At 48.3% G+C, this 19,925-nt stretch carries 15 protein-coding genes; 6 read left to right on the top strand and 9 right to left on the bottom strand.

Going from position 1 to position 19,925, the window contains the following annotated elements; all coding sequences use genetic code 11:
• Positions 1-82 precede the first annotated feature (82 nt).
• Together H6F90_RS23375 and H6F90_RS23370 are read right to left on the bottom strand one after the other, a co-directional pair.
• Complete coding sequence (locus H6F90_RS23375) at positions 83-1,495, bottom strand: serine/threonine-protein kinase (protein WP_190554523.1); 1,413 nt, start codon at positions 1,493-1,495, stop codon at positions 83-85.
• Positions 1,496-1,577: 82 nt separating this feature from the next.
• Positions 1,578-2,327 (bottom strand): dienelactone hydrolase family protein, encoded by a 750-nt coding sequence (locus tag H6F90_RS23370; protein WP_190554522.1) that lies wholly within the window; start codon positions 2,325-2,327, stop codon positions 1,578-1,580.
• Between the two features lie 283 nt (positions 2,328-2,610).
• Between H6F90_RS23370 and H6F90_RS23365 the strand changes: the two genes are divergently transcribed.
• The 4 genes from H6F90_RS23365 to H6F90_RS23350 all read left to right on the top strand — a co-directional run bounded on the left by H6F90_RS23365 (position 2,611) and on the right by H6F90_RS23350 (position 6,830).
• A complete protein-coding gene (locus tag H6F90_RS23365) occupies positions 2,611-3,594 on the top strand; it encodes a GntR family transcriptional regulator (RefSeq protein WP_190431801.1) in 984 nt (327 codons plus the stop codon).
• Positions 3,595-3,818: 224 nt separating this feature from the next.
• A complete protein-coding gene (locus H6F90_RS23360) occupies positions 3,819-4,130 on the top strand; it encodes a hypothetical protein (protein WP_190431802.1) in 312 nt (103 codons plus the stop codon).
• Positions 4,131-4,320: 190 nt separating this feature from the next.
• Entirely contained in the window at positions 4,321-6,048 is a 1,728-nt protein-coding gene (locus H6F90_RS23355) for a succinate dehydrogenase/fumarate reductase flavoprotein subunit (RefSeq protein ID WP_190554521.1), read from the top strand.
• Positions 6,049-6,188: 140 nt separating this feature from the next.
• Entirely contained in the window at positions 6,189-6,830 is a 642-nt protein-coding gene (locus tag H6F90_RS23350; protein WP_190554520.1) for a pentapeptide repeat-containing protein, read from the top strand.
• Positions 6,831-6,875: 45 nt separating this feature from the next.
• On the opposite strand, the gene H6F90_RS23345 is transcribed toward H6F90_RS23350, so the two are convergent.
• The 7 genes from H6F90_RS23345 to H6F90_RS23315 form a co-directional block, all read right to left on the bottom strand.
• Entirely contained in the window at positions 6,876-7,298 is a 423-nt protein-coding gene (locus tag H6F90_RS23345; protein WP_199296120.1) for an ATP-binding protein, read from the bottom strand.
• A gap of 325 nt (positions 7,299-7,623) precedes the next feature.
• A complete protein-coding gene (locus tag H6F90_RS23340; RefSeq protein WP_190554519.1) occupies positions 7,624-7,944 on the bottom strand; it encodes an STAS domain-containing protein in 321 nt (106 codons plus the stop codon).
• An 81-nt stretch (positions 7,945-8,025) separates the two neighbouring features.
• On the bottom strand, positions 8,026-10,002 hold the full coding sequence (locus H6F90_RS23335; RefSeq protein WP_190554518.1) for a glycosyltransferase: 1,977 nt from the start codon (positions 10,000-10,002) through the stop codon (positions 8,026-8,028).
• 63 nt (positions 10,003-10,065) lie between these two features.
• On the bottom strand, positions 10,066-13,005 hold the full coding sequence (locus tag H6F90_RS23330) for a DUF3131 domain-containing protein (protein ID WP_190554517.1): 2,940 nt from the start codon (positions 13,003-13,005) through the stop codon (positions 10,066-10,068).
• Between the two features lie 39 nt (positions 13,006-13,044).
• A complete protein-coding gene (locus H6F90_RS23325) occupies positions 13,045-14,511 on the bottom strand; it encodes a DUF3131 domain-containing protein (RefSeq protein ID WP_190554516.1) in 1,467 nt (488 codons plus the stop codon).
• A 163-nt stretch (positions 14,512-14,674) separates the two neighbouring features.
• Positions 14,675-16,237, bottom strand: coding sequence for a hypothetical protein (locus H6F90_RS23320; protein WP_190554515.1), 1,563 nt, complete (start codon positions 16,235-16,237; stop codon positions 14,675-14,677).
• A gap of 75 nt (positions 16,238-16,312) precedes the next feature.
• Positions 16,313-16,957 (bottom strand): pentapeptide repeat-containing protein, encoded by a 645-nt coding sequence (locus H6F90_RS23315; protein WP_190554514.1) that lies wholly within the window; start codon positions 16,955-16,957, stop codon positions 16,313-16,315.
• Positions 16,958-17,379: 422 nt separating this feature from the next.
• Between H6F90_RS23315 and opgC the strand changes: the two genes are divergently transcribed.
• Together opgC and H6F90_RS23305 are read left to right on the top strand one after the other, a co-directional pair.
• Positions 17,380-18,561, top strand: coding sequence for an OpgC domain-containing protein (gene opgC / locus H6F90_RS23310; protein WP_190554513.1), 1,182 nt, complete (start codon positions 17,380-17,382; stop codon positions 18,559-18,561).
• Between the two features lie 41 nt (positions 18,562-18,602).
• A complete protein-coding gene (locus tag H6F90_RS23305) occupies positions 18,603-19,925 on the top strand; it encodes a DUF3131 domain-containing protein (RefSeq protein WP_190554512.1) in 1,323 nt (440 codons plus the stop codon).

Below are 19,925 nucleotides of genomic sequence, written 5' to 3'. Positions count from 1 at the left end.
GTCAGCCAAGTTCGTCATCGTGTAGTTAATCGGACTGCTTAGTAAGTACTGGCAGTAATCCAGTTTGGTGAAGCTCATGCCTCTAGTTTATGTCTGTCTCTGCGTAAGTCCTGCCAGCTCCTAATTTCCTGGGCATCCAAAGACACTCCATCGCACTTAAACCCAGTCCAAAAGAATAGCACTGAGTCGATGTCTGGATGGTAATTATTTCCTTCCCTACTCTGTCATCCCTTGCAACTTGTACGCTTTGAAACACGTCTAGAATGTCTTTAGAAGAGCCTTGACGTTGCCCAATACAGTCATTTAACACAAATATCTGAACCGAAAATTGGTTTTGGTTAATTACAATGCGCTGGTGAGTGTACACCCTTATTAGGTAAAAACAGAAGAATGCAGCATAAACAAAGCTAATAGAGACAGCAAAGAAACTAAAGCCAATAGAGGCAGGAAAAAAACTAGAACCAAAGACAGCTAACAAAGAAACTAGACTGAAACCTATAAAAATGATTGCGAAATCTTGAGCTTCCGCTCTTGGAGCTTTCCAAAAAGGTTGTTTCTTTGGAGGAATTGCAATCACAAGTTCATGTCTAGACCTCTGAACCTTTACACGAGTCCCTACAGGTGGATGGCTCTTCGAGTTCGCTGTGTGGGTTAGAGTGCTTGAATGGCTCTTCAAGTTCGCTGTGTGGGTTAGAGTGCTTGATTCGAGAGCCTCTAGTGCTTGTTGGGCTTGACTAAAGCGCCGCTTGAGGGATGGTTCTATAAGTTCTTCAATCCAGCTGACTAGCCGAGAACTGGCATTGGTGCGATCGCGGAACTCAATTGTCAGATCAGACTGAGGCAAATCCGCAGGAGCCACGCCAGTTAACAAATGAACCAGAGTTGCGCCTAAGGCGTATAAGTCGGAAGCAGGGACAGTACGACCACCAAACTGCTCCATTGGGGCATAGCCATAGGTGCCCACAACAGTAAATGTTGCCCCCTCCGCTGCGGCTCGGTCTTGCACCGCGCCAAAGTCTACTAAATAAATGTTTTGATCTTCGCCCCAAATTAAGTTGCTGGGCTTGATGTCGCGATGCAGAACCGGGGGATTGAGTTTGTGCAGGTGAATCAGAATTTGTAAAACTGAAACCGCGATTTTACGAACTTCGGTTTCGGCAAATTTTTTGCCTTGCGCTAAGAGATCCTTGAGCGAGTCACCCGGAATGTAGCTCTGGACTAGGCCAAACCAAAGGGTGCGATCGTCAATGGAAAAAGAATCTCGGTACTTGGGGATGCGGGGGTGATTGAGTTGCTTGAGGACTTGGGCTTCGCGTTCAAACAGCTTCAAGTCATCCCACTGCATATCCCCGCCAAAGGTGAGGAGCTTGATAATCACAGGCTCTGGAGGCGCTACTTGTAAATCTTCAGCCAGCCAGGTTTGCCGTCCTGCGTTCTGCCTTAGTTTTTGTTTGAGTTGATAGCGCTTCTGAAGCACTTGGTCTGCTTGCAACATCTAACGGCGACTGTACTTGAGAAATTAGCATTTCCAATCTAGCTGCAGATTTGCTGAGTCCCTGAAATGTGAAGGTTTCGTATTAGCCAGCAGTTAAGGTGGTCTCAAACAGTTGCAGCACTTTCTGCCAAGCGTCTTGAGCGGCCTCTGAGTTGTAGCTCGCTCGCTGATCGCAGAAGAAACCGTGTTCAGCCTCAGGATAGCGGAAGACTTGGTGGGGAATTTGGTGCAACTTGAGAGCGGCTTCGACCTTTTGCACTTGCTCTGGCGGAATGCTGGCATCTTGCTCGCCAAAGAAGGCGTACAGGCTACCTTGAATCTCGCCTGTGCGGCTGACTGTAGGTAAGCTACCCCCTGGGGTCATCGTGGCAATACCAGCTCCGTAGAAAGAAGCGGTGGCTTTGATGTCGGGTAGGGTGGCTGCTAGGTAAGCGACGTGACCACCGAAGCAAAAGCCAATACAACCAATGCGATCGCCTGCTACATTGGGCAAGTTCTTCAGATAGTTAATTGCGGCTTGAATATCCCCCAAAAGCTCACTGGCTTTGGTTTTGTCTTTGTACTCTCTGCCCACTTGAATGTCTTCCGGTGTGTAGCCCGTTTCAAATCCCGGTGCTTGGCGTTGGTACAAAGCAGGGGCGATCGCGACATAGCCTTGTTTCGCAATCCGCTCAGTCACATCTCGAATATGCGAGTTCACGCCAAAAATCTCTTGCAGCACCACAACCCCAGGAACTGTCCCTGCGGCGCTAGGTTGGGCTAAATAAGCTGCGATCTCTAGACCTCCGCTAGAAACCTGAATCTGTTGAGTTTGAATTTCTTGCTCTGCCATATGCCGTTCAAGTTGAGTGAAGTCGCCCTTCAAATTCTAGAGGAAGAAATTTATTTGGCTGAACTCAGCCTAGAAATCTGTGACGATGACAAGCTCATACCATCAGGTGAACCAATATAAGGAAGCGCTGAGGGGCGATCGCAGTTCATACTGGAATGGTTTTGTAAACACTGGCAAGCAAAACACTTTTTTTCTAAAAATTACGAGCTAGGGCTTGATAAGCTTCGATCATCACTAGCTGTAGACCATTAATTCCTGTATCGGGGCCGCTGGAGGCATTGGCATGATCCAATTTCATATTCAACCGGATAGTGAAATTCCGGCGTCTACCCAACTCTTCAATCAAATTCGCTTCGCGATCGCCTCGCGGCAGTTTCCCCCTGGGCATCGTTTGCCGAGTACCCGTCAGCTCGCTATGCAGACTGGATTGCATCGCAACACGATCAGTAAGGTCTATCGCCAACTGGAAGAAGCGGGATTTGTAGAGTCTATTGCTGGCTCTGGCATTTATGTGCGGATTCAAGGAGATGAAGGCTCCTCCAAACAGCGATCGCCCCTGCTAGAGCAATATCCTCAAGCCCACAAGCTGATTCGGCAAAGTTTGGATGAGCTGCTGAAGCAAGGTAGTTCTTTGAATGAAGCGCGAGAACTATTTTTGGCGGAAGTAGATTGGCGGCTGCGGTGTAGCGCTCGCGTCTTAGTCACGGCTCCTACCCAGGATATTGGGGCAGGTGAACTGATGGTGCGCCAACTAGAGCAAGAGCTGCAAATGCCAGTGCAATTGGTGCCAATGGAGGAACTGGAGCGGACGCTGGCTCAAACTCGGTCTGGAACAGTCGTGACTAGTCGCTACTTTATTGGCGAAGCAGAGGCGATCGCAGGCCCTAAATCGGTGCGGGTGATCCCTGTAGATATCTACGACTACGCCCAGGAAATTCAAGTCATTCAGAAGCTCTCGAAGGATAGTTGCCTCGGTTTAATTAGTCTCAGTTCGGGCATTATCCGCGCCGCTGAAGTCATTATTCACAGTTTGCGAGGAGACGATGTACTGGTGATGACTTCGCAACTCGAAGACACGTACAAGCTCAATGCGATCGTGCGGAGTGCCCAAATTATCATCAGTGACCAAGCCAGTTTTTCGATCGTGAAGGCGACAGTTGCGGCAGCGAGAGAGGATATTATTCGGCCTCCTCAAGTCATCTGTTGTGAAAACTACATTAATACCAAATCAATTAACTTACTCAAGCGAGAATTGGGCTTGGAATAGTTCATCTTAAAAATTTGTTGGTATTTCTAGCTTGGGAGGGAAGATATTTTTTAATACCAATCAGGGCGATCGCAGGTTAAATCGCGAAAAGTAACTGCTTATGTAACGCCAAAGTGACTGCTTTGTAACGACATATTGCATCCTTTGTCGAAAGATTGAGAAGTTGTCCAAAAGTTGAACCACGAATTAACTTAAGAATTTAAAGGAATACCTAGAGAGACACCATGAATAACATACAGAAATATCGTTTTATCTGTACTCTGACCTTTGGGGATATTTATGGTCAAATTATTGTTTGGTTGATTGTAATTTTCTTGAGTTTGGCCGCAGCTCTGGCTTTGATGGGAGCAAGCCGTCCCGTTTATGCCTTGGCAACGGTAGGTTTAATTCTGGTGTTGTCGTTGCCATTTTTGCTATTTGCTTTCGTCACTACGCTGTTTAATCACATTGAAGTCACGGCTACAGATGCAGCAACCAAACCAGAAACAGCTCCCAACAACATCCCAGCGCAGAGACCCGCTCAGGCTGCTAGCTAAGCTGCCCTTTTTAGAAACTCTTTAGAAAGTTTGTGTCAGCATCACGCTTCTCAGTAGAGAGGTGTGATGCTTTGTTGTGTCTACCTAGCAGCTCTCAATCAAAGATTTCTAAAGAAGTTCTCACCTGCTGGCTAGGAAACTTTGAGTTGCGTCACCATAGTAGAACAAGCGTTTTCCAGCTGGTTCGAGCATGATTGATCATGATGTGATTATTGTTGGGGGCGGTTTGGCTGGTTGTCGAGCTGCCCTCGAAATTATCCGCACTGACCCTAACCTCAGTGTGGCTTTGGTGGCTAAGACCCATCCCATTCGTTCCCACTCGGTAGCGGCCCAGGGTGGCATTGCTGCTACGCTCAAAAATGTGGATAGCAAGGACACCTGGGAAGCCCACGCCTTCGACACAGTTAAGGGTTCCGACTATCTGGCCGATCAGGATGCGGTAGAAATTCTGACCAAAGAAGCACCAGGGGTAGTGATCGACCTAGAACACATGGGAGTGCTGTTCTCCCGTTTACCCGATGGTCGGATTGCTCAGCGAGCCTTTGGGGGGCATTCTCACAATCGCACTTGCTATGCTGCCGACAAAACGGGTCATGCGATTTTGCATGAACTGGTGACTAATTTGATGCGCTACGGCGTGCACCTTTACGAAGAGTGGTATGTGACTCGCCTGATTTTGGAGGAGGGGCAGGCCAAAGGTGTGGTGATGTACCGCATTGAAGACGGGCAGCTGGAGGTGATGCGGGCCAAAGCGGTGATGTTCGCCACCGGGGGCTATGGCCGCGTCTACAATACCACTTCCAACGATTTTGCCTCTACCGGAGATGGCTTGGCGATGACGGCGATCGCGGGTCTGCCGTTAGAAGATATGGAGTTTGTCCAATTTCACCCCACAGGGCTGTATCCAGTGGGCGTGTTGATTTCAGAAGCAGTCCGAGGAGAAGGCGCTTACCTGATCAACAGTGAAGGGGAGCGGTTTATGGCTACCTATGCGCCAAGCCGCATGGAACTGGCTCCACGGGACATCACTTCACGGGCGATCGCGCGAGAAATTCAAGCAGGGCGAGGCGTTCATCGCGATGGCAGTGCTGGAGGGCCGTTTGTCTATCTCGACCTACGCCATATGGGTCAAGAAAAGATTATGAGTCGCATTCCTTTTTGCTGGGAAGAAGCGCATCGTCTGATTGGCATTGACGCGATCCATGAACCTATGCCTGTGCGGCCTACAATTCACTACTCGATGGGTGGCATTCCCGTCAACACGGAAGGTCAGGTCCGCAGTAGTACTGAGGGGTTGGTTGAGAGTTTCTTTGCCGCAGGGGAAACCGCTTGTGTCTCAGTGCATGGCGCTAACCGCTTAGGCAGTAACTCGCTGCTAGAGTGTGTAGTTTTTGGGCGCAAAACTGGAGCAACGATCGCTCAATATGTGCAAAACCGGAAGCTGCCAGATGTGGAGGAGTCGCGTTACCTGACGGATACCCAAAATCAAATCCAATCTTTGCTTGATCAACCCGGCGAGTACCGCATTAACCAAATTCGAGAAGCCTTTCAAGACTGCATGACCGACTACTGTGGGGTGTTTCGCACCGAGGCTCGCATGCGCGAAGGTCTAGAAAAAGTGCGATCGCTGCAACAACAGTACGGCCAAATTTATTTAGATGACAAAGGCAAACTCTGGAATACCGAAATTCTAGAAGCTCTAGAACTCCGCAGCGTCATGACCGTAGGAGAAATGATCATCACATCAGCCCTGTGGCGGCAAGAAAGCCGAGGCGCACATTCGCGAGAAGATTACCCCGAACGAGATGATGCGAATTTCCTCAAACACACGTTGTCTTACTACTCTCCGGCAGGCGTTGATGTGCGCGATCGCCCTGTGACTATCACAATGTTCCAACCGCAAGAGCGTAAATATTGAGTTTTTGAAACGAGTTTTCTTAAGAACTTCCGACGTAAGGCACTACTGTAGCTAGCGAGTTCAATAATACAATTGTTGAACTTCACTCACAGTTGTGAGTTAACTGTGCGATCGCCAGAGAATGATTAGGTTAGTCTGATATGCAAAACGAAGAATATTTATCCTTATTGCGACAAGGTGTTTCGCAGTGGAACCAGTGGCGAAAAGAACATCCTGAGATTCAGGTAGATTTAAGCAACTTAGACTTAAGAGAAATTAGTTTGGTTCAAGCTAATCTCAGCTTTGCTAATCTCCAAGGCGCAATTCTAGAAGGAGCCAATTTAAGTGGAGCTATTTTACTTAATAGTGACCTGCGACAAGCGGATTGCAAACAAGCTAATCTCAACGGTAGCAATCTAGTAAGTGCCAATGCTCAGGGCGCTATTTTTACACAGGCAAAATTTATGGGGGGAACCCTAGTAGACGCAGATTTCACAGGAGCTAGCCTGGAAGAAACCGATTTTAGCGGCGCTGATCTCTCTGGTGCAATTCTGAAGTCTGCTAACTTAAACAAAGCTACTCTTTGTGAAGCTAAATTGCTCAGAACAAATTTAGTGAAGGCTTGTTTAACTAAAACAGATTTTAGCTTGACCGACTTAAGAGAAGCTGATCTTAGAGGTGCTGCTGTCAGTCAAGCTGACTTTAGTGATGCCAATTGTCACGGAGCCGATCTGAGTGAAGTTGATTTGAGTTCTGCTAACTTTAGCCGAGCAATTTTGCCAGATCCAACCTGCCATCTCTAAGCCCCAAACTTAATATCCGCGATCGCTCGTCTGATTGGTTCAATCTTAGGATGCTTGGTAGTACTTAATCATTGATAAGCAATTACGCTGCTCATCAGTACGAACATAGCTAATTTGATCGGCAATCCGAGCGATTAGCTGTAGCCCTCTACCACTAGAGGCAGTAGGATCAAAGGTTTGCTCGCGACTTTTGAGATTTTGAATTAAGTCAAAAGGTGGACCAAAATCCCAGACATAAATTTCTAGTTGTTGAGGTGTAATAGTTACCTCAATCTCAACAATTGTGTCAGGAGGTAAGTTGCTATGAGCATGCTTGACCGCATTGGTAAATCCTTCGGCTAAGGCTGTCTGACACTGAATCCAGATTTTCCTAGGAATTGTTGGCTGATGCAACTGCTCGAACCAAAGCAATACTTGATTGAGTTCTGTAAGATTTGTCGTTACCTGAAGGCGATTTTGTGAAGTCACCTGGAACCTAATCTAAATAACTATTACTATAGTGAGCTTAGAAGTTAAATTTCCCTTAAAAATCTCAAGAAAAATTTAACTCATGTAGTCCCACCGTTTCTTGGCTTTGTCCTAATCAAAGGATGATACGGCAAAAATCTCAGAGTGGAAACTCAGGTTCATTATATTTTTGATGTACCAGAGTTGTTGTCAGATTGAAGGTAAATAAAGCTTACCCCACCCCTGATTCCTAAAAGTTGCTTTAGGGAAAACAGGGATGGAATAAAAAGATGCTACTGCATGAAGCTGCGCTAAGGAGAATATCAGCTTCTTCTCCAAATCTAAGCTAGCTGGTAACCTTTTGCTCGAATGCTTCTCGGTTGGGAAAAATCTCAAACAAACTGTCCATACTGGTTAACTGAAGAATCATTTCAATCTGATCAATGATGGAGCAAAGTGCGAGTCTACCCCCTGCTTCTCGCACGGTTTTCAGGATCATGACTAAAGCCCCTAACCCAGAACTGTCCATAAAGGTAGCTTTTTCACAGTCAATTAAAATTGTTTTCGCACCAGAGGCGATCGCATCACTCACATCTCGCCGAAGCTGATTGCCACTAATGCTATCAATTGATCCAGAAGCTTGAATTACTGTAACTTGAGAGGCCATGATCATCTATCCATTCACGAATCTAGGTTTAAGTGATATTGCTCTCACTGCTCGAAAGTAGTTAAAGCAATGCTTTAGTGCTTATTCAGGCTGCCAAACGGCTGCACGAATAATGACGAGTAACAGCGCTAGGTTATAAACTGACCACGCTGCGTTAATTAGGTGAACCGCAGGGTCCTCTAATGTGCCTGCCACTAAGCGGTACAGACTCCAAACTATACCAAGTATGGTCAGTACAAAAACAGTTAATTGCGGAATAACAAGTCCTAAATAAATGCCTGCTTGCCGCTGTTTAGGAGTGACTTGAAATCTAATCGGACGGTTGGTGAAGACGCTAACCACCGCTTGAATAAACAATGGAAAGAGAGCGATCGCGTACTGTTCAGACCGCCAAATTTCTCTAGCGGGCACGCCCCAACCCGCCACCATAAAGGTGAGGCGATTCAAAATAAATGCTGGGAAAAAGTGTATAGCGAAATCAGGGCCAAAGGATGTCACCGGAATAATGCCTGTGAAAAAGTAGATGATTGGGCAGGCAATAAATATTACAGTCGCAAAACCTGATAGATAGCTATACATGGTTTGGAAATACTGCAATCGCTGCCAGAATGTCAGCCCTGGCTTCGTGAAAGGATTTTCCCGAACCATAACTTGCATGGTTCCTTGAGCCCAACGCAATCGTTGTTTTAACGTGGAACTTAGGTCATCAGGTGCTAATCCTTCTGCCAAAACTTCGTTATGGTAGATCGACTTCCAGCCATTGGCATGCAAGCGCATTGCCGTATTCATGTCCTCGGTGATGCTGTTGCTAGACATACCACCGACCAAGTCGAAATCGCTTAACTGGCGCTCATTTTTGCTGTACTCGTTGAAGAAATGCCGCAGGCCTACATTTACCAGCGCTTCGCGTCGGAGGATGGCATTAGTGCCTGTGTAGAAGGCAGAGTTGAGGCCATCTTTACCTTGCTGGATGGGGCCATAAAATAGATTGGCCCGATGTCCGAAGGGGTCACCTGGCGGGATGTTGTAGAAATCCTGAGGCGTTTGAACGAAGGCAATGCGGTTACTGTCGTAACGGCCTGTAGCTACGTTGTAAGTGTAGAAGTAGGAGAGTACCCGCTTCAGGAAATGGGGTTTGGGAATGTGGTCTGCATCTAAGGTAAGAATGAACTCCCCGGCAGTGCCACCCGCAAAAATAGCGTAGTTAATGTTACCCGCTTTGGCGTAGTGGGGTTTTCCAGCAGGCTTTGGCCGAGCAATGTAATGGCACCGTAGGACTTCGCTCAGTTCTAGTTCTTTGTGATGCAGCGATTGCTCGGTTTGTTTTTCTTCGGCGGACAGGCGATCGCGCAGGCTGGAATGTCCTGGATTCAGCATCAGCGCTAGCTTCTGAAGACTTTGTAACCACCCAAATACTAGGTTGCCCTGATTAATGGTAGATGGATCTTCGAGGAAGGCTTCGGCGGCTTGCGTGTCGGGTTCTAGTTGTTTCAGTTCTTCTAGGCGAGTAGCTAGCTGGACTCGCTCACGACTGAGGCGGGCAACTTCTTCTTGAAGTTGAGGTAGCTGTAAATCTTCTAGAGCCAGACGTTCAGCCATCGCTCGGATCTCTGAAGAGTTGCCATCATCCAGAATGTAAACCCGCAACTTAGTAACGGGATAGTCCATTGCCAGGGCAGCACGAGTAGTTCGCTCTACAATGTCTACCGATTCGTTGTAGCAGGTGACAAACACATCTAGGGTGGGCCAACTAGATGCAGGCATCGCCGGAGTCAACTGATCGAGTGACTTCACCTGACGGCTCAGGGGCCGCCAAAGCCCGATCGTAAACATGAGTCCGCCGATGTAACTATATATCTCCGCGAGTAGCAGTGGAATCGACAGCCACAGCACATCGAAATTGATCGAGTTGTTGACCCGCCAATACAAGTACCAGGCTCCTAAAATCAGATTGATTTCAGCCAAGTACCGAAACAGAAGGGTTCTCTGCTTTAAGCGAGAACGGGTGTTACCAGAAAAATTGGGACTGCCTTCAACGATAGAGATGGGGCTGATCATACGAAACGACTTAGAGATTCCAGGGATGAATGACACCACAGATGAGGCGAGGAAATCGCAGAGCTAGAGATTGGGTTGGCGAGACTGAACCGCAGTATTGTTTGGCGCTGATGCCCAATAGGTTCCAGCTCTATCCCTCACCAGTTGGATTGCTTGCGTCGCTCTCTCAGGTAGCCCTCGCCCGGAGTCTCCTGCCGCGATCGCCTCCCACCAAGGAGATTTCGCTGATTGAGTGGGACGAATGAGCGGTTGTTGTTTGGTACTGACGTAGAGCAATGATTGCAAAATCAAGCTATTGGTACCACTGCTAAAGGCCGCGATCGTCGGTTTCCCGGTTTGCTCATAAAACCCTTCGTAGTAGCCCAGCAGCGGACTATATAAGTCTGTGACTTGCTCCCCTAGCTGACGAGCGTACTTGTTTTCTGGCAGCAAGGCGCGGAACGCAAAGGCGATCGCGGTGCTAACAATCCGCAACTCTGGAATGGCTGAACCATCATCTGCCAGTGTGGCCCAAGGCTGCTGTTTGCCCACGAGCGTACTATGAACAATGTAGGGTTTGCGGTTGATCAAGGTGGTTCCCGCTGCGGTGAAGGTGCCAGTCCGACGATAGCGTTCGGCTTGGGCTTGCAGCATGGGTTGCACCAGTTCCTTCATTTGCGGATCTAGGCCAAACTCCAAGGCATACAACACGAAGGGATCGGCAACAGTGTAAGCAGGTCTTTCTGTTTTGTTGCCAGCTTGCAACCGCTGTGTAGGCACTGGAGCACCATCTACTGTAGCGGTTTCGTATCGACCTCCAACTGCTGAGCGATCGACCTCAAAGCCCCACAACTGAAAGCCGCGAGCTGCATATTCTTCATATCCCAGATAGTTAACGGGCTTGATTCGGGTTAACCAACGTGCAGCTCTCTGGGGTTGCTGATCTCGTGTGGTGATGGCACTAAATATCTTGCCATCTCGAATTACGCGCAGAAATGACCAATCTAGAACGGTTTGATCGACCGCCTCTGTATATTCGGGATGATAACTTTTTAGGTTGTGTAGAGCTGCTAGAAGTCGTCCTACATCGGTTCCAGACCAACCATTGCCCTCTGTGATCGGGTTGCCACCATAATCTACAGGTTGCAAGGTTTTTGTGTCGTAGCCTCGATAAGGAAGTTCTCCGCCAAAGAGTGAGACCTGCCTTAATGCGCCTAACAACAGCCGTACCCGCTGGTCGAACTCGGAAGCAGAAACAATATCTAGCGATCGCGCTGCATTCAGAGCTGCCAAATAGTTACCCATGCCCCAGAGGGAAGCAGTTTTGAGGTCACTGCGATCGCTAACTAAGCCTGTATCTGAGTTGTAGTTGGACTTGAAATAATTCCAAGCCGCTTCTGCATAACGACGCTCTGCGACGGTTAGTGGTTTGACCGTTAAAGGAGGCTTGGATAGCCGAGAACCTACACTGCCAATAGCTGCAACCTTAATCGGAGGGGCAACCGCACGAGCAGTTGTAGCTGGAGGAGGAGTTTGAGCTTGAGTCGCCGGTTGCTGTGGGGTAGGTAGAGCAGCAGTTGGCTGTGGAGTGGATGGAGCCGTAGTTGGTTGTGGAGCAGCAGGGCTGGCAGCAGTAGGTGGCCCTGAAGGAGTTGGCGCTGGGGAAGTTGGTGCAGACTGTGCTGCTGTAGCACCACCACGGGGAGAGGCAAACGTTACATTACTGGAACCAATTAACGGACGGTTACCACGAGCTTTGTAATACAGGATTTCTAAAATCAGCCCATTCGTATTGCCCGTCAAAACTTTATTGGGCTGCTTGGTGGTTTCATACAGACCTGCGTAGAAGCCTGCATTCTCTGGATCTTTTAAGGTTTTGACCGCATCAAAGACTTTTTGGGCGTAGGCATTATCGGGATACAGATAACGCCAGCCAAACGCGGCTTTGGTACTGATGTTGCGGAACTGAGGAAAGGCCTCATTCTTTTCGTTGATCGCAGCCCAAGGTACGCCGTTGGAATAGACGGTGTTGTAGATAAAGTAGGGAGCTTGGTCGAGATTATCCTCAGAAACGGCTGTTAGCTGACCTGTAGAGTCATAGCGACGTTTTTGAGCTTCTAGCACCCTAGCCGCATAGTCCCCTAAGACTCCTCCTAGACCAAATTCAATGCCGTCAAGGATATACGATTCACTCACGACATAGTTGTTGGCATTAGAACTTTGATAGTCACGGGTATCGACTGGAATTTGGACGCCATTGACATCAACAAACTTAAAAGGTTCTATCTCCAGAGCTTTAGCGGGCTTCAGATTCCAAAGCTCATAGCCTCTAGCAGCATATTCCTCATACCCTAATCGTCCTTCTTGTACAGGAAGAGTTTTGCCATCTGCTAGGACTGCGGCTCCATACATCTGTTCATCTTTTATGGAGCGAGCCAACTGCCACTTAGACAGAACACCTTTTGTCCAGTCGGCGTATTGAGGATGGCAAGTCCGAATAATGTGCATGGCGGCGAGCAAACGCCCAATGTCAAGGGCAGACCAGCCAATACCCCGTTCTATGGGGTTATTGCCATAGTCTACTAAAGCCCCAGTAGCAGTGTTGTAGACTTTGTTGGGTAAGGTGTCTTCAAATAGTCTTAAGCTAGCGAGCGTCGTCAAGAACTTATTCAGACGGGTATCAAATTCTTTTTGGTCAATCAGATTCAACCAACGAGCCGAATTCAGAGCCGTCAAGTAGTTCCCCATATCCCACAAGGTGCTGGAGGGATAATTGCCGACAGAATTCACCAATCCCGTGGCGGGCTGATAGTTCTTGACGAAGTATTGCCAAGCTGTAGTGGCATATGCTTGCTCTTCTGGCGTTAGAGGCACTGTGATTTCGGCACAAGCCCCACCCGTGGCAACGGGTTGCTGAGCAACTACTGGTTTGGAAAGATAAGCATTGAGCAGGAATTGAAAGCAGACCCCCACTAAAAATAGGGCGATCGCTCGAATCCATTTGGGCTGAAAAGTTCTCCGCATGCTGAAAACCAAATTAGGGACGGATATGATTGCTGTGATTTATGGCGTAGCTTGCACTCCTGCCCATACCGTGAGGGGTTTGCCTACTTTTCGATACAACAAACTCTCTAGTACTACCCCGTTGTTGTTGGCTGTAAGCGCTGCATTCGGTTCATTGAGCAATTCATAAAAGCCGTTGTACCAACCTTTCTCGGCTTTCATGTTGGTGTTGACAAAATCGAATAGTTTCTGGGTGTAGTCGTTGTTGTAGAGGACATGCCAGCCCACTGCCGCTTTGGTGCTAAGGAAGCGGAGATGGTATTGTGATTTCTGCTCAGGGGTAATGGTTGACCAGGGTTCCCCGTTCACAAACAAGGTGCTATAGACAAAGTAGGGAGCGCGATCGAGGTTGTCTTCAGTGACAGCAGTGAGTTTCTTGGTGGTGCGATAACGAGCCGCCTGAGCTTCAAGAACTCGATCTGCAAAAGGCTTTGGTAATGATTGAAAGCCTGTTTCAATACCATCTAGAATGAAAGGCTCACTGAGGACATAGTTGTTGGCTTGGCTATTGGAGTAGTCTCGGCGATCGTAGGGGACTCCTTGCCCGTAGAGGTTAACGTAGGCAACTTTGGATTGATAGTCCAAGGCTTTATCAACTTTCATGCCCCAAAGTTTTAGCCCGAAAGCGGCATAATTTTCATATCCTAAACGGCCTTCCTGATTGACCTGTTCTTTGCCTTTAACTACTGCGGTGCCGTACATATCACCATCTTTGGTGAGTCGGTCAACCTTCCAGTGTTTCCAGACGGCTTCAGTCTGCTCTTGAAACTCAGGATATTTAGCGCCAATGATTTTTAGCCATATAGCCATACGTCCGATGTCTAGGGCCGACCAGCCAATCTCCTGCCGCTTGTCTAACTGCCCATAGCCCACAGGAAGCAGCGTTTTAGCGTTGTAAACCTTGTTGGGTAGTTCGCCTTTGTAGAGAGGCATTGTTGCCAAGGTTTTCAAGCTAACGCTCATTTTGGCGTTAAATTCCGTTTCTGGAACGATCCCAAGTTCCTTAGCACTGACCAATGCCGCTAGGGCTGCGGCTTGGTCCCACATCGTGATTGAAGCAAAACCATCTACCGCATTGACTAGTCCCGTCTTTTCATTCCAGTTGGCCTCAAAATATTTCCAAGCTGTCTGAGCGATCGCCTGTTCTTCGGGAGTCAGGCTACCTGCTCCTGCCCCTGCCGCTACATAAGGCGTTTTGACTGCTTGAAGTTGTTGCTGAGAAACAGGTGTGCCTTGCAAACTCCAGGATTTTGAATCTAGCTTTGCGATCTCTGTAGCTTCAGGTGGCAAACCCGGAGGGAGAGACGGTAACGGTTTGGTAATCGGTTTAGGGGAGGTCACGACTTGTGGCGCTTGCCGAGAGTTACGGGACAGAGTTTCTAATCCAGCGATCGCGATGGCAGCGGTGAGGACTCCACCTACTATTGCTAGTAACGATAATCTTTTAGAAGGAGGTTCAAAATCCATTGAGTCAAGAAGTTCAACTACAAGAATGACGTTTGTTTAAGGAATACAGAGATTAAGGTCGTGTAAGCGTACTATGTAATCTTCAATACTTTTTATACTTGAGGAACCTCCGCTTGGAATATACCCTATAGGAGATTTACTTAGGCTTTTAGGCTGAATCAAGTCAAAATTTGACCCGAAGTTGGCTGACTACTGCATCGCTTTGAGCACCGCTTTCTCTTGTTTCTCGAGTAAAAATATTGCTAACGGTATAGCCAAGATCTATCTCAATAGAGGGTGATAACTCAGCCGTGCAAAGACCTTGATAGCTGTAACCGTTGGTACTGGTATCTTTTAAGCGCTGGCCTCCCAAATTGGCAGTTAACCGACAGGTGAGAAAGTCAAAAGGCTTACCCTGCCACCCTACTTCTCCGTTGTAGACAAGAAAATTTGGGGGTGAGAAGTAGCCGCTCTGCGCTTGCATATCCTTTCTCACATTCCAAGAGAACAAGTTGGCCGCAACATGAAATTGGCCAAATTTTCGTTCTAATCGACTAAAGGACTGTGCCTCACTGTTGCCGTCGTTATAAAGTCCTACCCGGAATGACGAAAAAAGAGTTGTTTTGCGATCGATTTGCCAAAACAAATTAGGCCCAAATCTCCAAGCAGTGATTTGGTTTTCTAACGTTCTGGCATTGGCTTTATAAGGGCCTTGTTCTAAAACTCCCGTTACTGTCAGGGAAGGCGTGAGAGGCACACTGGCTTGAACATCTAGATTGAGGGCCGCAGGCAAACGGTTGAAGAAGTCTACACCCGCTGCCACTTGTAAAGTTGATTTGCCGACCTTGGTCTGCCAGCCAATTTGAATAGGGATATTGGTGATGGTTTCAGTTTCTGGCTCCTCAAACGTGTTGAATCCCGTTTTGACTAGAAGGCGATCACCCTTATTACCCAGTTGAAATTGAGCGGTTGGCTCTATCCACTGATTATGTTGCCCAGATTGATCTTGGTTATCACGAAAATTGATTTGCAGATGTTCTAATTTAAAGGGATTAGGCTCTTGGGCAGCTGTACCTGGTTCTGTCTCCTGTGGTATCTCTAACGGCGCTGGTGCAGGTGGGGGTAGGGCAGGGGGTGGCAGTGGCGGCGGTGGCGGTGGCGGGGGTACTCGTAATTCAGGGTTAAAGTTTTCTGGTCCTGAAGTGGCAATGTAAGTTGTCGTGGCCACGCCAGTTATAGTTTCTGGCTCAACTGCAACAGTGGGGAAGAGCGAGGTGACAGAACTATCTTGCTGCTTGTCAGACTCTGCCAGCGCTTGATTCTCTATCGCAGACATGACTGCCGCTTCAGAACTTAAAGCTTGCGAGTTAGGAAGACCTAAAGATTCAGGCTCTAAAGAGTTGGGCTTTTCTGGGGCGATCGCAGCATTCTCTAAGCTGGTGCTCGGGGTAGGGGATGGCTCTAAAGATAGTGCTGAGGCAGAAGATAGTGCTGAGGCAGATGAGCGATGTGCTGGAAGTGAAGATGCCGTCTGGATGTCTGTTTCTGTAGCGGTATGGGTAGCTATTTCTGAAGTAAATTGCTCTGAGCGCGGCTGTAGCTGGGCCAGAATTGCAGAGGATGGGGGATCTAAGGAGCTAGAGGTTGTAGCGATCGCTTGAACTCCAGTACCTCCTAATATCCAGATGCCTAAACTCCAAAAAGGTAATGAGGGCGATCGCAGATGTCGTGAACTTGGGAAAAACATGGTAATCCTATCCTGCAAACTCACTTGAAAGCTTTCCTCACAGGTTTTCTAGACATCTGCATGACGCGATTGTAATTATGTTATTGAGGACTCTGAGCGTTTGACGCCAAACACATTGGCTGTCTCTAAATTGGTTTCGGTGAGGTCTGCTTCCAGCAAGTTCGCCTCACGCAAATTGGCTCCATCAAAGTTGGCTCGGCGTAGATTAGCTCCGCTCAAATTGGCTTCACTCAAATTTGCTCCTACCAAGTTAGCGGCTGTTAAATTAGCCCCGCTTAAAACTGCACCGCTTAAGTTAGCTCCACTGAAGTCTACCCGAATTAAATCGGCTCCTATCAGCAGCACTGCTCCCTTTAAAGTAGTTTTTTGGAAGTTGGCTTCTGTCAGATTAGCCATGCAGAGATTGGCCCCTGTCCAGTTGGCCTCACTACAATGCGATCGCGTTAAGTTAGCCTGACTAACATTGGCTCCATCCAAATTAGCCCCTACAAGATTGGCCCCTGTAAGGTTGGCTCCTACGAGTTTAGTGACGATCAGATTGGCCTTGGACAAGTCTGTACCCATCAAATTGGCATTGCTGAGGTTAGCCGCCATCAAGTTTGCTCCGCTCAAATTGGCTCCAGCTAAATTCGCACCCGTTAAATTAGCGCCTACCAAATTAATCTGACTAAAATCTCGTTGTCCGGAGTCATATTGTTTCTGGAGCGTCGCAGTATCCATAAATCCTATATTTGGCTGATTAATTGATTACTAACAAACTAGGCTGGTTGAGAAAAGAGTTGCAGCTAAATCCCGCTTCGCTTTCCACGTAGGGGCGATCGCCACTGGTAAAATTTGAAACTCAGTTCTAGCGCTAAGATATCCTCTTTTGTTTCGCCCTCCATTGCTCCTTAAGGCAGGATGTTTTCAAGCTCGAAGGATGATGCATCGTCCTGCTCTTGCTGTAAAGCCTTCAAATTCTTAGTTGTAGGACGGGCTTGGTGCAAAGCTATTTTCCTCTCCGATACCAGTAGTGGTAGCAAATTCAGCAAGAGTTCAGCCATTTGATGGACGCGGAGAGACGACGGTAACCTGGATAACAAAATAGGCCTGCCTCGATCTGCATGCCTGCTCGTTCCTGGTAATTCTTCCTCCTACACTCAATGTCTGATTCAGAGCTAAAGCCGATCATGGCTGATACGGCAACTCCTAATACCTACGTGTTTTCCCGCAAGCAGTGGGTTTATGACCCTAGCGTGGATGCCAAGCGAGATCTCCGCCTAGATTTTCTGCGAGGCTTAGCGATCGCATCAATGGTAATCAATCACTTGGAGAGCCGTTCTTACTTCAACAACATTACTCAGGGTCACATCTACGCCAGTTCTGCGGAAGGATTCGTTTTTCTATCGGGCATGGTTTTGGGTTTGGTGACACGCCAGCGAATTCAAAAAATTGGCTTACCTGAAGCCATGAAAAAGCTATTAGAGCGAGCTTGGACACTATATAAAACTAGCTTTATCCTGATGGCGACCTTAGGGCTGTTGTCAATCTTCTTTCCAGGCTGGACTCGCCCTGCTTTTGAAGCCGCTCCAGGAAGTTGGTGGCAAATTCTCTTAGCTGCTGCCACATTGCATTTAGCTCCTCCAGTAATTGACATCTTGCAGCTCTACGTCTTGTGCCTAGTTGCCTCTCCCGGTATGTTTTGGCTGCTACGCAGAGGACTATGGGCACCACTTCTGGCCATTTCCTGGTCTGTGTGGAGTTTGCAGCAGTTGCATCCTTACGCACTCAGCTTCCATCCGCTCGATCGCGACCATCCTTATTTCTCCTTTGCTTCTTGGCAGATCTTGTATGTGCATGGTTTGGCCGCAGGCTACTACCGAGCGCAGTTGCAGCAACTTTGGGCACGGATCCCTAAACTGCCACTGGTCACAGTTCTAGTCACGATTGTGATTGCGGCGATGGTAGCGGCTCAGTATGACATGCAATTGGGCGTTTGGCCTGCGAATGTCTCCCAGCGGGTGCAGTGGTTGCAGTGGACTGACCGCAGTATCAACGGTCCCATTCGGTTAGTGACTTTATTAGGCTTGTTTCCCTTGCTGTACATGGTGGTCAACACATTTTGGCTACCCCTTAATAAAGCACTAGGCAAACTTTTGATCCCTCTAGGGCAAAACTCCCTTTATGTCTATGTAATGCATGTGCCCCTGACGGTGTTGTGGTTTATGATTCCGGGGCTCACCACAGGGAACGCCCTAGTGACAACCCTGTTACAGGCGATCGCGATCGGATTCTTCTGGTTCCTCATCAAAAAAAAATTTCTGTTCAATGTGGTGCCTCGCTAAACGACCTATCCCTCGCTAGCCTCATTATTAAAAAAGTTGTTATGGAAACCTCCGATCGCCGCTTCAATCTGATTCAGCAGGTTGCTCTGTGCAGTGCTATCTTTTTGGTTGCCTTTGGCGTCCACAAAGCATTAGCCTGGCGCGAAACCTCGGTTTTGCCTGTTCCTGTCACCCGACAGATTCCCCTGAGTGGCGAAGATAAAAACCTGGCTCGCAACGCTTGGCGCTATTTTGAATTAAACCGCTCCCAGACTGGACTCGTTACTTCAGCCGCAGGCTTCCCCGCGACGACGATGTGGGATGTTGCCAATCAGTTAGCAGGGATGGTGGCAGCGCGAGAACTGGGGCTGATTTCTCCGCAAGAATTTGATCCCTGGATGACTCAGGTTCTAACCACCCTTAAAGAATTGCCGCTGTATCGTAACGAGCTACCCAATAAAGCCTACAACGCTACGACTTTGGTGCCGATTGATTACGGACAACCAGAAAAACGGCAGGAGGTTGGGTTTTCGGCAGTAGACCTGGGCAGATTGGCTCGTTGGCTAGACATCGTGGCAGTACGCTATCCCCAACATGCAGCGGCTAGCCAAGCAGTGACCAGTCGTTGGAAGCTGGACCGACTGGTGAATGATGGCCAGATCATGGCAGCAACCACTGCCTCTGGTAAGGAAGTTTGGCAGCCAGAAGGTACATTGGGCTACGAGCAATATGCGGCTTATGGGTTGAGCAAGCTGGGGCTGAAGCCAACTCAAGCTCTAGATGTCAAGACGCAAACTCAACTCGTCGATGTGATGAATGTGGAGGTGACAACCGATCAGCAGGGAGCGCAGCCCAACTGTGTCGTGAGTGAACCTTATGTCTTGGATGGCCTAGAAAGCGGCTTTAAAGCGCTGCCCGTAGAATATGCCGCTCGTTTACTCCAAGCTCAACAGCATCGATATCTAGCGACAAATCAACTGACGGCTTGGTCGGAAACAAACCTAGATCAGGCTCCTTGGCAAGTCCATAACTGTGTAGTGGCGAATAGTCGTCCTTGGCAAACCGTGACTCCTGGGGGAGAGGATGCGGCTGCTTTTCGAGGCAGTAGTACCAAGATTGCGATCGCCTGGAATGTCTTGTTCCGTAACCGCTACACCGAGCGAACCTACAAGGGAATGCGCTGGCTGGCTGATCCCCAACAGGGAGTATTCGCTGGCTTCTACGAAGAGAGTCAACAGCCCAACCGAGCGTTGACTCTAAATACTAATGCCATTGTTTTGGAAGCGCTACTTTATAACCAGACATCACAACCTTTAGAGGTTTGGGCTACTAGTTCCGAACCTTCCTCCGCATCATTCAACAGCCCTAGGCTGACTGAAGAATAG

The organism is Trichocoleus sp. FACHB-591 (genome assembly GCF_014695845.1).
Lineage (GTDB): Bacteria > Cyanobacteriota > Cyanobacteriia > FACHB-46 > FACHB-46 > Trichocoleus.
The sequence above is the reverse complement of the archived record's forward strand: the minus strand, read 5'-3'. Positions and strand labels throughout refer to the sequence as shown.